The sequence below is a fragment of the Psychromonas sp. genome, from assembly GCF_983033635.1.
In genome coordinates this window covers 1-15,676 of record NZ_CEZLMY010000023.1, presented here as the reverse complement: position 1 = coordinate 15,676, position 15,676 = coordinate 1, and the positions used below count along the sequence as shown (strand labels likewise).

The 15,676-nt window shown below is 41.9% G+C and carries 13 protein-coding genes and 2 pseudogenes; 7 read left to right on the top strand and 8 right to left on the bottom strand.

Annotated elements, in window-relative coordinates:
• The 3 genes from AC4GME_RS05130 to AC4GME_RS05120 all read left to right on the top strand — a co-directional run.
• On the top strand, nt 1-186 hold a 186-nt coding region (locus AC4GME_RS05130), incomplete at its 5' end, for a hypothetical protein (protein WP_490379092.1).
• A 203-nt stretch (nt 187-389) separates the two neighbouring features.
• On the top strand, nt 390-1,292 hold the full coding sequence (locus AC4GME_RS05125; protein ID WP_490375548.1) for a type 2 periplasmic-binding domain-containing protein: 903 nt from the start codon (nt 390-392) through the stop codon (nt 1,290-1,292).
• Between the two features lie 5 nt (nt 1,293-1,297).
• Nucleotides 1,298-2,176 carry a hypothetical protein gene (locus tag AC4GME_RS05120; RefSeq protein ID WP_490375549.1) on the top strand — a complete coding sequence of 293 codons (879 nt, stop codon included), beginning with the start codon at nt 1,298-1,300 and terminating at the stop codon, nt 2,174-2,176.
• A gap of 18 nt (nt 2,177-2,194) precedes the next feature.
• On the opposite strand, the pseudogene AC4GME_RS05115 reads toward AC4GME_RS05120, so the two are convergent.
• Nucleotides 2,195-3,721, bottom strand: a pseudogene (locus tag AC4GME_RS05115) (YifB family Mg chelatase-like AAA ATPase).
• 335 nt (nt 3,722-4,056) lie between these two features.
• Between AC4GME_RS05115 and ilvG the strand changes: the two are divergent.
• The 3 genes from ilvG to ilvD all read left to right on the top strand — a co-directional run bounded on the left by ilvG (nt 4,057) and on the right by ilvD (nt 7,930).
• Complete coding sequence (gene ilvG, locus AC4GME_RS05110; protein ID WP_490379091.1) at nt 4,057-5,715, top strand: acetolactate synthase 2 catalytic subunit; 1,659 nt, start codon at nt 4,057-4,059, stop codon at nt 5,713-5,715.
• On the top strand, nt 5,712-5,969 hold the full coding sequence (ilvM, locus tag AC4GME_RS05105) for an acetolactate synthase 2 small subunit (protein WP_490377089.1): 258 nt from the start codon (nt 5,712-5,714) through the stop codon (nt 5,967-5,969). Before ilvG ends, ilvM begins: the two co-directional genes overlap by 4 nt.
• Before the next feature lie 122 nt (nt 5,970-6,091).
• On the top strand, nt 6,092-7,930 hold the full coding sequence (gene ilvD / locus AC4GME_RS05100; protein WP_490377088.1) for a dihydroxy-acid dehydratase: 1,839 nt from the start codon (nt 6,092-6,094) through the stop codon (nt 7,928-7,930).
• Nucleotides 7,931-8,295: 365 nt separating this feature from the next.
• On the opposite strand, the gene AC4GME_RS05095 is transcribed toward ilvD, so the two are convergent.
• The 6 genes from AC4GME_RS05095 to rbsD all read right to left on the bottom strand — a co-directional run bounded on the left by AC4GME_RS05095 (nt 8,296) and on the right by rbsD (nt 14,296).
• Nucleotides 8,296-9,306, bottom strand: a complete 1,011-nt coding sequence (locus AC4GME_RS05095; protein ID WP_490377087.1) for a substrate-binding domain-containing protein — start codon at nt 9,304-9,306, stop codon at nt 8,296-8,298.
• A gap of 16 nt (nt 9,307-9,322) precedes the next feature.
• Nucleotides 9,323-10,261 (bottom strand): ribokinase, encoded by a 939-nt coding sequence (gene rbsK / locus AC4GME_RS05090; RefSeq protein ID WP_490377086.1) that lies wholly within the window; start codon nt 10,259-10,261, stop codon nt 9,323-9,325.
• Nucleotides 10,262-10,411: 150 nt separating this feature from the next.
• Nucleotides 10,412-11,290 (bottom strand): ribose ABC transporter substrate-binding protein RbsB, encoded by an 879-nt coding sequence (gene rbsB / locus AC4GME_RS05085; RefSeq protein ID WP_490377085.1) that lies wholly within the window; start codon nt 11,288-11,290, stop codon nt 10,412-10,414.
• A 70-nt stretch (nt 11,291-11,360) separates the two neighbouring features.
• Nucleotides 11,361-12,344, bottom strand: a complete 984-nt coding sequence (gene rbsC / locus AC4GME_RS05080; RefSeq protein ID WP_490377084.1) for a ribose ABC transporter permease — start codon at nt 12,342-12,344, stop codon at nt 11,361-11,363.
• Nucleotides 12,341-13,846 carry a ribose ABC transporter ATP-binding protein RbsA gene (rbsA, locus tag AC4GME_RS05075; RefSeq protein ID WP_490377083.1) on the bottom strand — a complete coding sequence of 502 codons (1,506 nt, stop codon included), beginning with the start codon at nt 13,844-13,846 and terminating at the stop codon, nt 12,341-12,343. The genes rbsC and rbsA overlap by 4 nt, the downstream gene beginning before the upstream one ends.
• 33 nt (nt 13,847-13,879) lie before the next feature.
• Nucleotides 13,880-14,296: a D-ribose pyranase gene (rbsD, locus tag AC4GME_RS05070; protein ID WP_490377082.1), complete on the bottom strand. Its 417-nt coding sequence runs from the start codon at nt 14,294-14,296 to the stop codon at nt 13,880-13,882.
• Nucleotides 14,297-14,516: 220 nt separating this feature from the next.
• On the opposite strand from rbsD, the pseudogene AC4GME_RS05065 reads away from it, so the two are divergent.
• A pseudogene (locus AC4GME_RS05065) lies at nt 14,517-15,276 on the top strand (transaldolase); the annotation flags it as partial.
• 128 nt (nt 15,277-15,404) lie between these two features.
• Here AC4GME_RS05065 and AC4GME_RS05060 read toward each other — a convergent pair.
• On the bottom strand, nt 15,405-15,676 hold a 272-nt coding region (locus AC4GME_RS05060), incomplete at its 5' end, for a transketolase-like TK C-terminal-containing protein (protein WP_490379090.1).

Genomic DNA, 15,676 nt, shown 5'->3' with positions numbered 1-15,676 from the left:
CGTTTAAACAAACAGCTTGAGAAAGCGTCAAAAGAACTGGCAAAAATCTCCGGCAAGCTAAGCAATGAACGTTTTGTTAGTAACGCACCGGAAGCAGTTATTGCTAAAGAGCGTGCTAAACAGGATGAGCTGCAGACAACTTGTGATAAATTAAACGAGCAGATTGCAACAATAGAAGCGCTATAATTTATAGCAAACTATTTTAAAAAGAAGCTTTCATAAAAAGGATCGTTTTAAAATAAAACGATCCTTTTTTTATGATTTTGAATTAGCAGTCAAAGATATAGAACAACTTTGCTGCTTGCTCACAACTACAGGATTTACAAGCTAACAATCCCAATTTAAAGATCTATACTCACTAGTACCAGTCAAGAAGTAGGTACCTAATAATGAAACGTTTTATGACTTTTATTTTTCTCTTTTACTGCTCATTTAATTATGCTCAGGTAACAAAAATAGTGGTATGGGATAGCCTTTATAATAACCCGACTCCTATTATGATGGATTACTTACATAGAGCGTTACAGGTAACTAAACCTGAATATGGTGATTATGAATTAATAGAATCAGCTAAAATGGAGCAAGGTCGCTCATTGGTTGAAATCGCTAAACTGAAAAATTCAAAACTTGATATAGCAAGTTACGCCCCAACAAGAGAACGGGAAAAGCAAGCGATCCCTATTCGTATTCCAGTACTTAGCGGTCTTATGGGCTATCGCATTTGTCTAATTGAAGAAAATAAACAAGCACTTTTTGATGGTATTGAAAATAAGCAACAGCTAATCGACAAAAATATCAGCATAGGTCAACATCAAGATTGGCCCGATACAACTATTTTACGTGCCAATAATATCCCCGTACAAACCACACACAAAAAAAAACTACTATTTCAACAACTTGCTCGAGGACGATTTGACTGTTTCAGCCGAGGTGCGAGTGAAATTTATGCTGAATATTTGGCGCACAGCTCACAGGGGATCACTATTGAAAATAACCTGTTGATCTATTACCCATTACCCATTTTTTTCTTTGTTAATAAATCTCGCCCACTTTTAGCACAGCGTTTACAATTAGGTTTAGAAAGGTTAATCGAATCCGGTGAATTTGACACAATTTTTGAGCAGGTTTTTTCGCCAATAATAGTTGAATTAAAACTTACCGAGCGAACTGTTATCGACCTACATAACCCGACATTATCAGAGAAAACCATTCAGGCAATGGAAGCGCCAACACAACGATTCAGAGAAACTCATTTAAAAAATACAGGTGTATTACCCGAGACAGGGGATTAGTCAGAATGAAAAAAATATTAATACTATTTTTATTGCTGACTCTTAATGCTAATTTTAGTCACGCAGAAAGTACAAAAATAAGGGTATGGAAAAACACAGCAACCGATTCTGGAATAATCAGAACGCTTCTGTACCGAGCGCTGGAAATAAGCAAACAGGAGTATGGAGAATATCAAGTTGTTATATCCAGCGAAATGGAACAGGATCGCGCCCTTCGCGAGCTTGCAAACGCACGCCTAGATCTAGCACACTTCGTATCAACAGCTGAACGCGAAAAACAAGCAACGCCAATTCGCATTCCAATTATGCAGGGGCTTCTAGGTTACCGTTTGTGTTTAATCAAAGAGGGGAATCAGGAAAAATTTACAGGTATTAGCAATAAACAACAGTGGATAGCCAAAAATATTACTATTGGCCAGCATCACAACTGGCCCGATACCACGATCTTAAAAAGTAATGGTTTAAATGTACAAACAACTTATAAACATGAACTGTTATTTCAACAGCTGTCTAAAAACCGTTTTGATTGTTTTTCCAGAGGGATAAATGAAATTGGTTATGAGCAGTTTAGCCATCGCTCACTTGATTTAGTTATAGAGCAGAATATAGTGATTCATTATCCGTTACCGCAGTTCTTTTTTATTAACCCGGAAAAACCTTTATTAGCTGAGCGATTACAACTGGGGTTAACGCGTTTGCAAGAAAGCGGCGAAACAGAGCTGCTGTTTGATTCATATTACCGAGAACTATTAAATAAATTCGATCTTAAAAAAAGAGTTTTCATTGAGTTGCAAAATCCAACACTTTCACCAGAAACCATTAAAGCAATGCAGGCACCAATAACTAATTTTAAAAAAAAATATTTACTAAATGAGATGAGATAAACGCGGCAAGAAAACTAATTACTCATAAGAAACACTTTTCAGCAATCGATCCATCGCACGATAAGAAAGTGATTCAGAGAGATGCAGACGTTGCACTTTTTCACTGGCGGCTAAATCAGCAATGCTACGCGCCACTTTTAACAGACTGTGCCAGGCGCGGATTGATAACCCCATTTTATCCTAATTAGTTAACTGTTGACTCTCTAAAAACTCGGCATCTTCAATGCTTAACTGACAAAATGCGCTTATCTCCTGCGTCGTCAGCGCATGGTTTAATTTTCCCTGACGAGCTATTTGTCTCTCTCTCGCCTGCTTTACCCTCACTTTAATCTGTGCACTGCTTTCACTGTTTTGTTGCCCTCCTGCTTGTGATAAAGCAAGCGTACCTTTGGGCAATAACGGCACCATAATCGACAATGCAAACCTGTCTAAAAAAGGGCCGGATAAACGCCCCAAATAACGTAATATTTGATCCGGCGTGCTACGCCGCAGCTCTCCGCTAATATGACCGCACGGGCTGGGATTCATTGCCCCAATCAACTGGAAATGTGCAGGAAAGGTCACTTGATTAGCCGCACGTGAAATAGTGACCTTATTGGTTTCAAGAGGTTGGCGCAGACTATCGAGTACTGCTCTTGGGAATTCAGGCAGTTCATCAAGAAATAACACACCACGATGAGACAATGATATTTCACCTGGTTTCGGTTTCCCCCCACCACCGACCAGCGCAACGGAAGAGGCACTATGATGCGGTGCGCGATATGGAGGTTGATACCAATCATCGCGTTGTTTACCACACACAGAATAAATAGCAGCAGTTTGCAGTGCATGTGACTCAGTTAACTTTGGCAGTAAACTCATAAACCGTTCTGCTAACATGCTTTTGCCTGTACCCGGCGGGCCAACTAACAATAAATTATGGCCGCCAACAGCTGCAATTTCTACACGTTTCGCTTGCTCCTGTCCTAAAACATCACTCATATCAGGCTGATTTTTAGGTTTTGCAGTAGGAGGGGAAATGGCTTCAGGCAGTTTTTGCAAACCTTGTAAAAATGCACAAACATCAACAAGGTTAGAGGCAACAAATGCTTTTACACCTGTTAACGCACTTTCATTTTGATTTTCAGGAGAGATAATTAAACTGCGATTTTTCTTTTTGGCGGCTAATGCACAGGGAATAACACCATCAATAGGCCGTAATTCACCGGACAGGGCCAACTCGGCAAAACATTCAAACTGAGCACTGTTTGTCTTGGCAAGTTGATCAGAGGCAATTAAAATGCCCAGCGCAATGGCCAAATCAAAACGCCCCCCCTCTTTAGGCAGATTCGCAGGCGCCAAATTAACGGTTATTCTTTTATTTGGAAACTTAAAATTACTATTTATTATCGCACTGCGTACTCTTTCTTTGGCTTCTTTTACTGAAGTTTCCGGTAACCCCACTAATGAAAAACCCGGTAATCCGGTGCCTAAATGCACTTCAACTAAGACCTCTGGCGCATCCACACCTAATAACGCACGACAGTATAAACTTGCTAATGCCATAACTTGTCCTTCGCCTTTAATAATAAGCAATATTAATACAACGCTTTCTAGTATAGGCGAGCATTTTCAGATTGATTATTTATGTTGATTTAAAATACAAATTAGCTGTTATTGACTGCTTAAAAAGCAGTGAATTTACTTGGCAATAGTTACTATTAGTAAAGTTGCCTTAGCCACTTTTGTTTAAAAATGTGACAAAAGTTGAGAAAGTTGCTGTTTTTTGCTATAAAGACCCACTTTTTTTAAAAAGTGGGATTGATTATTTTGCTTATTTTGCTTATTTTCCAGTTAAAACAAAATAACGATAAGCCTTCAGTAAATTCAGGAAGAAAATAATGAATGGTGCCAATTTTATTGTTCAAGCATTAAAACAAAAAAATATAACCCAAGTATTCGGCTATCCCGGAGGGGCTATTATGCCGCTCTATGATGCGCTTTATGATGGCGGTTTAAATCACCTTTTATGTCGCCACGAACAGGGCGCTGCAATGGCAGCTATAGGCTATGCACGCGCAACCGGTAATGTTGGAGTTTGTATTGCAACATCAGGTCCCGGTGCGACAAACCTGGTCACAGGGTTAGCGGATGCATTACTTGATTCGATCCCTGTCGTTGCAATCACAGGGCAAGTAGCCAGTAATTTAATTGGTACTGATGCTTTCCAGGAAGTTGATGTCTTAGGACTTTCTTTGTCTTGCTGTAAACACAGCTTTATGGTGCAAAGTGCAGATCAATTAGGTCCGATTATTGAACAAGCTTTTAAGATTGCAACATCTGGTCGCCCCGGACCTGTGTTAATCGACATCCCCAAAGATATTCAACTTGGAGATGCTCCTGAATTTACATCACTAAAAGTGCTTGCAACAGAAAACAACTTAAGTACCCCCATTGATCCCTCTTTAATAAGACAAACCAGAGAGATGATAAAATCAGCCAGTAAGCCACTTCTTTATGTTGGTGGTGGCGTAGGTATGGCAAATGCAACTCAGGAGCTGCGTAACTTTATTCAATATACCTATATTCCCAGTGTTTGTACGCTAAAAGGGATTGGGGTTATTGAACATGATTCTGAATATTTTATGGGCATGGTTGGTATGCATGGCAGCAAAGCGGCCAACTTTGCAATTCAAGAGTGTGATCTGCTGATTGCTGTTGGCGCTCGATTTGATGACAGGGTAACAGGTAAACTCGATGAATTTGCCAGCCACGCAAAAGTTATCCACCTTGATATTGATGCGGCAGAAATAGATAAATTACGACTTGCAGATCTGGCTATCACCGATGATTTAAAAGAAGTTTTACCCGCCATTGAGATTGAAACCTTTATTAGTGCTTGGCAAAAACATATTTTAACCATGAAGAGTAATTTTGCTAACCGCTATGACCACCCGGGTGAAGCAATTTATGCACCCGCAATGCTCCGCCAACTTGCCGAAATGAAACCTGCCGATACCGTTATCTGCAGTGATGTTGGTCAGCATCAAATGTGGGTAGCACAACATATGTTTGTGGATCGCCCTGAAAACCATATATCAAGTTCAGGTTTAGGCACTATGGGGTTTGGTATTCCAGCTGCAGTCGGCGCACAAGTAGCCCGCCCGAATGATACTGTGATTGCTATTTCTGGTGATGGTTCTTTTATGATGAACGTACAGGAACTTGGCACTATCAAACGTAAAAAATTACCGATTAAAATACTGCTTATCGATAACCAGCGTTTAGGTATGGTTCGTCAATGGCAAAAACTATTTTTTGATGGTCGTTATAGCGAAACTATTTTAACTGATAACCCTGATTTTGTAACACTGGCCAGCGCTTTTGATATTCCAGGGGAAACGATTGTAATAAAAAGCCAGTTACAAGACGCATTAACGCGTCTGCTAGAAAGTGACGGCCCGTATCTATTACATGTTTCAATTTCAGAAGAAGAAAATGTATGGCCACTGGTTCCACCGGGTGCAGCAAACGATAAAATGATGGAGAGTTTACAATGAAATATTTATTGATTATCCAAGGCGAGAATAGCCCTGAACTATTAGAACGTCTGTTACGTGTTTGCCGTCATCGTGGTTTCAGAGTGCAAAATATTAATGGCGAAACAACAGAAAATGAAAAATCACTGCACGTCACCTTGACGGTATGTAGCGATCGTCCAGTGGGTCTATTAAGCAAACAAATTGAAAAATTATTTGGCATTACCCAAGTCGCAGCAATGGGGCAGGAACAAGTAATTAAAGCCAGCGCGTAAGTTGTACTCGTAGCTTGTTAAAGACAAAGTTATCTGCTTAAATCAGTTAACCGAAAATGAATAAATAACAAGTAACTCGCTGTAAAAAACAGGTAAGATCGTTACTAAAAAAAGGAATTAAAATGCCAGACTATCGTTCTAAAACTTCCACACATGGCCGCAATATGGCGGGAGCTCGTGCTTTATGGCGCGCAACAGGCGTAAAAGATGATGATTTCGGTAAACCAATTATCGCCATTGCTAACTCATTTACACAATTTGTTCCTGGCCATGTTCATTTAAAAGATATGGGCCAATTAGTGGCCGGTGCAGTTGAAGCTGCCGGTGGTATCGCTAAAGAATTTAATACTATCGCCATTGATGACGGTATCGCTATGGGTCACTCAGGCATGTTATACAGCCTGCCTTCTCGTGACTTAATTGCAGACTCAATTGAATATATGGTTAACGCACATTGTGCTGATGCCATCGTTTGTATCTCTAACTGTGACAAAATCACCCCGGGAATGTTGATGGCGTCTCTGCGTTTAAATATTCCAGTGATTATGGTGTCTGGCGGACCAATGGAAGCGGGTAAAACCAAGCTTTCCGACCAAATTATCAAACTTGATTTAGTTGATGCTATGGTTATGGGCGCAGATAAAAATGTATCTGATGAAGATGTAGCCAATGTAGAACGTAGCGCCTGCCCAACTTGTGGCTCTTGCTCGGGCATGTTCACCGCAAACTCAATGAACTGTTTAACCGAAGCGCTAGGACTTTCATTACCGGGTAACGGTTCAATGCTGGCAACCCATGCCGATCGCGAGCAACTATTCTTAGAAGCGGGCAGCCGTATTGTTGATATTACCAAACGTCACTACGAGCAAGACGATTACAGCGTATTGCCGCGTGCAATCGCCAGTAAAGCAGCCTTTGAAAATGCGATGGCACTAGATATCGCCATGGGCGGTTCAACCAATACTGTATTACATCTACTCGCTTGTGCCCAAGAAGCTGAAATTGATTTTACAGTTAGTGATATGGATGCTATGTCGCGCCGTATTCCGCAACTTTGTAAAGTAGCACCTTCGACACCTGAATATCATATGGAAGATGTGCATCGTGCAGGTGGGGTTATGGCAATTTTAGGTGAATTAGACAGAGCCGGTTTCTTAAATAGTGACATTCCTACTATCTTAAGCCCAAGCATGAAAGCGCAATTAGCTAAATACGATATCATGCAAACACAAGATCCAGCGATTATTGATTTCTATCGCGCAGGCCCAGCCGGTATCCGTACCACGCAAGCATTTAGTCAAGCTTGTCGTTGGGATACGGTCGATAACGATCGTGCGACAGGTTGTATCCGTTCATTGGAACATGCCTTTAGCTCCGAGGGCGGCCTTGCGGTTTTATTCGGTAATATGGCCGTTGACGGCGCAGTGGTTAAAACTGCGGGCGTTGATGATGATAACCTTACCTTTAGCGGCCCTGCAAAAGTATACGAAAGCCAAGATGATGCTGTGGCAGCTATTTTAGGCGGAGATGTGGTTGCTGGCGATGTGGTTGTTATTCGTTATGAAGGACCACAAGGTGGCCCTGGTATGCAGGAGATGCTTTACCCGACCAGTTACCTGAAATCGATGGGACTCGGCAAAAAATGTGCATTAATTACTGACGGACGTTTCTCCGGTGGTACTTCTGGTTTATCTATCGGTCACGTTTCACCGGAAGCCGCTGCTGGCGGAGTGGTTGGTCTGATTGAAAATGGCGATATTATTGATATCAATATCCCAACACGTGCAATGGACTTAAAAGTTTCTGATGAACTGCTGGCTGAACGTCGCATTAAACAAGATGCAATCGGCTGGAAGCCTGTTGACCGTATCCGCCCAATCTCTGCAGCTTTAAAAGTTTATGCTTCAATGGCAACGTCAGCCGATAAAGGCGCGGTACGTGACTTAAGCAAACTGAAGTAAAAATCGATACTTCACCTTTATTTGCGCCATTGAAATGGCTATTAATAAAAACAGCCGATAAAGGCGCGGTACGTGACTTAAGCAAACTGAAGTAAAAACCGATATTTCACCTTTATTTGCGCCATTGAAATGGCTATTAATAAAACAGCCGATAAAGGCGCGGTACGTGACTTAAGCAAACTGAAGTAAAAACCGATATTTCACCTTTATTTGCGCCATTGAAATGGCTATTAATAAAACAGCAGATAAAGGTGCAGTTAGAGATTTAAGCAAGCTTAAATAAAGCTAGCTAACACAAATATTAAAAAGCCAGTTATGTTCATTCATAACTGGCTTTTTTGTTTTCAGGATTAGCGATTTAACCGCTAAGGTTGATTAAGTGTTTTGACACTGTCACGCTCAACTAATGTCGGTTCTAAATGGATATCAATATTCGTTTCACGGCGGCTTTGAATCTGATCCAGCAAAGTATCGAAGGCTTTTCGCCCCAAATTAAATTTCGGCTGATGAATAGTGGTTAACGACGGAGTAATAAATTTAGCCAGACTGATATCATCGTAACCGATAATCGACAGATCCTCGGGGACCGATATTCCGTGTTTATTGGCGGTATTGATCACGCCCATCGCCATCATGTCATTACAGACAAAAATTGCACTCGGCATATTACCTGTTGCTAAAATTGTTTCAAAGGCCTGCTTGCCGCCTTCACAATCGAAATTTCCGAATGCATGCCACTCTTCATCAACCTCAAGGTTAGCCTCGTTCATTGCCTGAATATAACCGCTAAAACGCTCTGATGTAGCCTGTTTATCACGAGGTCCGCTGATACAGGCGATTTTACAATGACCTTTATTAATTAAATACTGAGTTGCTAAATAACCGCCGTGACGGGAATTGTTCTGTATTTTGTCACAGGGAAAATTAGTCTCACCACAATCCATAACCACGGTTGGAACGGGTTTATGACGTGCGAATATATTTAAATTCTGACTGGCAATCTCATCACTTAGCAGTAACAAACCATCAACCTGTTTTTGTAACAGCATATCAATATTGAAATTCAGGCGATCCAGATCACCTTCGGTATTACACAAAAGCAGATTATACCCCTGTTCATAACAGCGCCGCTCCACCCCTTTTACTACTTCGGCAAAAAAGGGATTGGTTGATGTTGTCACCAGCATACCAAAGGTACGCGTGTTTTTAAGTTTTAAGCTGCGAGCCAGTGCAGAAGGTGCATAATTCAACTCTTCAACCGCTTTCATCACCCGTTCGATAATATCAGTGCTTACATAGCGGGTTTTATTAAGAGCATGGCTTACCGTTGAAGTCGACACGCCTGCATGTTTTGCCACATCTTTGATAGTTGCCATTATCTTATTGTTATCCTTATAAAATTGAGGGTTCATTATCTGCGTTAATCAGAAAGTTATCTACCGCATTGCGATATGGTATCGATGTCTGTGCGCCGGCACCAGTGACCGTAATCGCGGCGGCTGCATGGGCGAAACGAATCGCATCAGCTAAGGCCGCACCTTCTAATAATCGCGTCAGCAGTGCGCCGTTAAATGTATCTCCGGCGGCCGTTGTATCGACAGCTTTTACACGGAACCCTTTTATCTGCTGCCCCTGACCATTTTCACTGATCCACACACCTTGACTGCCCAGGGTTATCATAATAAGCTTTATTCCTTTGTTATGAAGCAGATCCGCAGCCTGTTGCGCTGACTCCATATCGTTAACTTTAATACCCGTTAGCTGCTCTGCTTCTGTTTCATTAGGCGTAATTATATCAATAAGCTTCAGTAAATCATCCGTTAATGGTTGTGCAGGAGCCGGATTCAGTACAACTTGGGTTTGAGCCTGTCTGGCAATTTCTGCAGCGCTTATAATCGCTTCAATCGGTGTTTCTAACTGCATTAAGAGCATATCCGCATCAGCAATAAGATGATGGTGAGGCTGCAGTCGAGATGCTGTTAAACAGGCATTTGCTTCAGCTGAAATACAGATACTGTTTTCACCGCTCTTTGCAACCTGGATCATCGCAATCCCGGTCGGTTTATCTTTTTCAATCATTACCGCATCAACATTAATGCCGTCTTCGGCAAACGCTTGTCGGATATTCACCCCAAAACTGTCATCACCCACACAGGCGATAAATGCAACATCTGCCCCTAAACGTGCAGCTGCCACAGCCTGATTAGCGCCTTTTCCTCCAGGGATAACACAATAGCCCCGTCCATGTAATGTTTCTCCCGGACGAGGGAAAGAAGGTACCTGCAGAACATGATCTGCATTAACACTGCCTAAAACGACTAATTTATTCATAATATTGACCACTTAGTATTTAACATAAAGGTGAAACATATTGATTAACACTGCATTCAACAAAATTAATCAATAGGCTTTAATGAATTGTCGGCTCTTAACTTGAAAAGTAGAACCAGGGCAAGACACCCCGGTTCCAACAGGCAATACTTATTTAACCACCATCATTAACGGTACCGGGATATTTTTATCCACAGCTTCACCTTTTAATAGTTTCACAGCAGACTCAACACCAATCTCACCAATCAAACCAGGCTGCTGCGCAATTGTTGCGCCTAGCAGGCCGCGTTTAACAGCAGCTATACCATCTTTAGTGCCGTCAAAACCGACAACTAAAATATCTTTACCTGATGCTTGTACCGCACGGATAGCTCCTAATGCCATTTCATCATTTTGTGCAAATACGGCTTGCGTGTTGGGTTTAGAAGAAAGCATATTTTCCATTACATTAAGACCTTTAGTACGGTCAAAATCTGCTGGCTGACTGGCTAACAGTTCCATTTTTTCGCTTTTAACTGCTTTCATAAAACCCTCACCGCGTTCACGTGCAGCAGATGTACCGGCGATACCTTCAAGCTGAATAACACGTGCATTTTTACCAATTTTTTCACTGATAAATTTACCCGCCATCTCCCCGCCAGCAACATTGTCAGAGGCGATATGAGTCACTACATCACCACGATTTGCACCTCGGTCTAATGTTATCACTGGTATTTTTGCCTGATTGGCCACGCGAATAGCGTTAGAAACCGCATCCGAATCCGTAGGATTGATTAAAATCACTTTCACACCGCGAACAATAAGATCTTCAACATTTGACAGCTCTTTACTCGGATCATTTTGTGAATCAAGCACAATAAGCTTGTAGCCCAGCTGATCCGCCTTCTTTTCTGCTCCCTCTTTCATAGTCACAAAAAATGGATTGTTTAAAGTAGAAACAACCAGCGCAAGCGTATCTTGCGCCATTGCACCTGCACTGAAAGAAGCTGAGAGAACTGCCGCTGAAATTAATGTGGTAAATTTTTTCATTTTCTATTCCTTTTTATATTACTGGTATTAGCGGAGGCACTATGCACCCCGCCGGCTTTTAAATTAAGGTTTATTTATGTTTAGTATCAACAAGTACCGCTAACAGTATGACCACGGCTTTAACAATCATCTGGTAGTACGACGAGACGTCTAATAAATTTAAGGCATTGTTTAATACGCCGATAATCAGGGCGCCGATCAGCGTGCCGGTAATGCGTCCCTTACCGCCCATCAGACTGGTTCCCCCCACCACAACCGCTGCAATGGCATCTAATTCATAACCCATACCGGCTGTCGGCTGCGCTGATGATAAGCGTGAGGTGATAATAATCCCCGCAAGTGCTGATAATAATCCACAGATTGAATAAACACCGATCTTGATACGATCCACATTGATCCCCGATAAAAGGGTCGCCGATTCATTACCGCCAAGGGCGTAAATATAGCGTCCGAAACGAGTATGATTTAACAGATACCAGATTCCCGAAAAGACACAGATCATCAGCCAGACGGGTACTGGAATACCGAACACATATCCCGTACCGAACCAGGCAAAAGCATCTGCAACATCAGTAAAGCCGGTTGAAATTGGACGGCCGTCGGTATAAACCATAGTCACACCGCGTAATAATGTCATGGTTACCAGCGTCGCAATAAAAGCCTGCACTTTCCCCTTAGCGATAATGACCCCCGCCATGGAGCCGAGTGCAGCTCCGCCTAATAGGGCAACAGGCACTGCAATCAGAACGGGTATTTCCATGCTGATCATGCTGGCGGCAAAAGCGCCGCACAATGCCAAAATAGAACCGACGCTTAAATCAATGCCGGCGGTTAATATAACTAAGGTCATACCGGCGGCCAGGATCGCGATAACCGATGTCTGGCGAAGAATATTAAGAAGATTGTCCACCGTAAAAAAGTATTCGTTCAGAAATGACACGATAACAATCAGCATAATTAATGCGATTAATGACTTTTGTTCAATAAACCATTCTTTATTTATCAGACCGCGGGCTTTAGGGCCTTCCTGATTAGTTATAACCTTGTTGTTCATGCTGTTTTCTCCATAATATTGTGACCAAAAGCGCAGGCCATTAATTTTTCCTGATCGGCATCATCCGTCATAAATTCACCGCTGATCCGGCCCTGATGCATCACCAGAATTCGATCACTCATGCCTAATACTTCCGGCATTTCTGATGAGACGAGAATAATGCTCATGCCCTCTTTTTTAAACTGATTGATAAGCTGATAGATCTCTTTTTTCGCCCCGACATCAACACCTCGTGTCGGTTCATCAAGGATCAATACCTTAGGGCGGGTCATTAACCCTTTAGCAATCGCCACCTTCTGCTGATTACCACCGGACAGGTTACCTATAATCTGATTTCTTGAGGGCGTTTTAATATTAAATAAGCGAATAAAATCTTCGACTGCGACTACCTCTGCCCCATGATCTAACTGCACTCCTGTGGATAATTGTTTTAAGCTGCACAGAGACATATTTTCTTTAACAGACAGTCCGAGGATCAGGCCTTCACCTTTACGGTCTTCAGAAATATAAGCGATGCCGTGAGCAAGCGCTTCTTGAGAACTGCGCGGATTAACGGCTTCCCCCTCAACCAGAATCTGCCCGGAATGACGAGGCATAGCGCCGTAAATTACTTTCATTAATTCTGTACGGCCGGCCCCCATCAAACCGGAAATACCCAGTATTTCACCATGATCTAGCGTGAAGCTGACATCATCAATATCGGCTGCCGATAAATTTTTGACCTCTAAACACTTTGTGCCATGTTTACTCTCAACACGCGGATACTGTTCATCCAGACGACGGCCTACCATTAACTCAATTAAGCTGTCTTCATCGGTTTCAGCAACCTGACGTTCAGCAATAAATTTTCCGTCACGCAGCACAGTAATATCATCACAAATCTCGAAAATTTCTTTTAAGCGGTGCGAGATATAAACAATGCCGTAACCCTCTTCACGCAATTCATTAATCACAGTAAACAATGAAGCCGTTTCAGTTTCAGTTAACGCATCAGTCGGCTCATCCATAATGATAATCTGAGACTTAAATGACAATGCTTTGGCGATTTCAACCATCTGCTGTTCACCAAGGCTAAGCTCACCGAGCAGCTGTGAAGGTTTATGCTTTACATTTAATCGATCCAGCAATATTTGCGCTTCGTCGAACATTACAGACCATCTGATTGCGCCGAACGCATTGGTTATTTCTCTACCCAGATAGATATTTTCTGCAATGGTCAACTCAGGAATAAGGTTAAGCTCCTGATGAATAATACTGATACCCGCTTCCTGGGAATGACGCGGGCCGGTAAAATTTACCTGCTTATTTTCGTAAAATATTTCGCCTTCATCTAAAGAATAGATACCGGTCAACACTTTCATTAGTGTTGATTTTCCGGCACCGTTCTCTCCCATCAGCGCCATCACTTTACCCGGGTAAACGTTTAAACATGCATTATCCAGTGCTTTTACACCGGGAAATGACTTATGAATGCCTTTCAATTCTAAAATGGGCTGTTTCATAGCAGCTCCTTAACAATGATTTACTCGGAAAAACTAAAAAACAACACCGGCCTGAAAAATAACATTTGCATAAGGTGTGCACTCACCCGTACGAACAACTGCTTTACTGCTCCGGGTACGCCCTTTGAATTCTTCGTGACTGATATAAGTAACAGTAATTTCCTTACCTTGTTTTTGTTCTTGAGCAATAAGCTCAAGCAGTGCGCTGTGCAGCTCCGGACTTACCTGCTGGAATTCTTTGGCCAGGATCACGCCGGTTATCTGCATTTCACCGAGCAGGACGCTAACTGTATCGATAAACGTCGGAACACCATAGGTTAAAGCCAGATCAATGCGCTGGGTTTGACTTGGAACCGGCAGCCCGGCATCACAGATGGTAATCTCATCGAAATGCCCGAGAGAGGCTACCAGGTAAGATAATTCAGCGTTAATTAATGCTGTTTTTTTCATGACATTCACCTTGAAGAGTCGCTTTAGTTTTAAAAGTCTTAATAATAACATTTAAGAAAACCCCATCGAAACGTTTGCGCAAACGTTTCGATTAGTAAAATGTAGACTAAAATGAGAAAAAAGTACACTTTAATTCATTAAAAAATGTGATTTGAGTCGGAATAAATATATTTAGTTTTTTACAATATCCACAGTCGTAGCTGATAACCGTGATGTTGAAGCGAGTAACTGGGGAAAACAACAGTCAACGGATCTCAGCCAACAGACCATGGATGCCGCCGATAAATTATCTGTGCTGATTGGTCTGGAGATCCTGAAAATTGTACCGGGAAGAATATCAACAGAAGTTGATGCTCGCTTATCCTTTGATACACAAGGTTCGATAAATAAAGCCCGAAAACTGATGGCAATGTACAAAGAAGCGGGTATCAGTAATGACCGTATACTGATTAAACTTGCCTCAATCTGGGAAGGTATCAAAGCAGCTGAAGCGATTGAGAAATAAGGAATTAATTGTAACCTGACCCTGTTATTCAGTTTCGCTCAAGCACAGGCCTGTGCTGAGTCTGGGGCTTATCTGATATCTCCCTTTGTCGGTCGAATTTTAGACTGGTATAAAAAAGATACGGGCCGTACAGAATATTCGGCAGACGAAGACCCCGGGGTTATCTCTGTGACTAATACTTATAACTATTACAAGCAGCAGGGTTATAAAACCGTCGTGATGGGCGCAAGTTTCAGAAGTGTTGAAGACGTTTTAGCACTTGCAGTGCTGCGAGCGTTTAACCATCAGTCCCGACTTAATGGCCGCATTAGAGCAAAGTAATGAGCCTGTCGAACAAAAACTTAATCCAACGGCAGCCGCAGCAGAAAAAGATGAAATCCTGTCTAAAAGCCAGTTCAGATGGTTAATGAATGAAGATGCGATGGCAACGGAAAAGCTAGCTGAAGGTATTCGTAACTTTGCAGTCGCCAGGTAAAATTAGCAAAACAACTCTCTGACTTACTGCAGAAATAGTTTTAACGGCATTTGTAATCTGGACAAAATTACAGGCACAAAAAAACCGCGGTAAACGCGGTTTTTTATTCATCTTTATTAAGTTAAAGATTATAGGCTGTTTGCAGTTTCAACTACGTTTTTAACAGTGAAACCGAACATTTCAAATAATAGCTCAGCAGGTGCTGACTCACCAAATGTTGTCATACCGATAACTTTGCCGTTCAGACCCACATATTTGTACCAGTAATCCGCAATACCCGCTTCAATTGCAACACGTTTTGTAACGCTTGCTGGTAATACAGACTCTTTGTAATCAGCGCTTTGAGTTTCAAAAACATCTGTACAAGGAATAGAAACAACACGTACCGCTTTACCTTGCG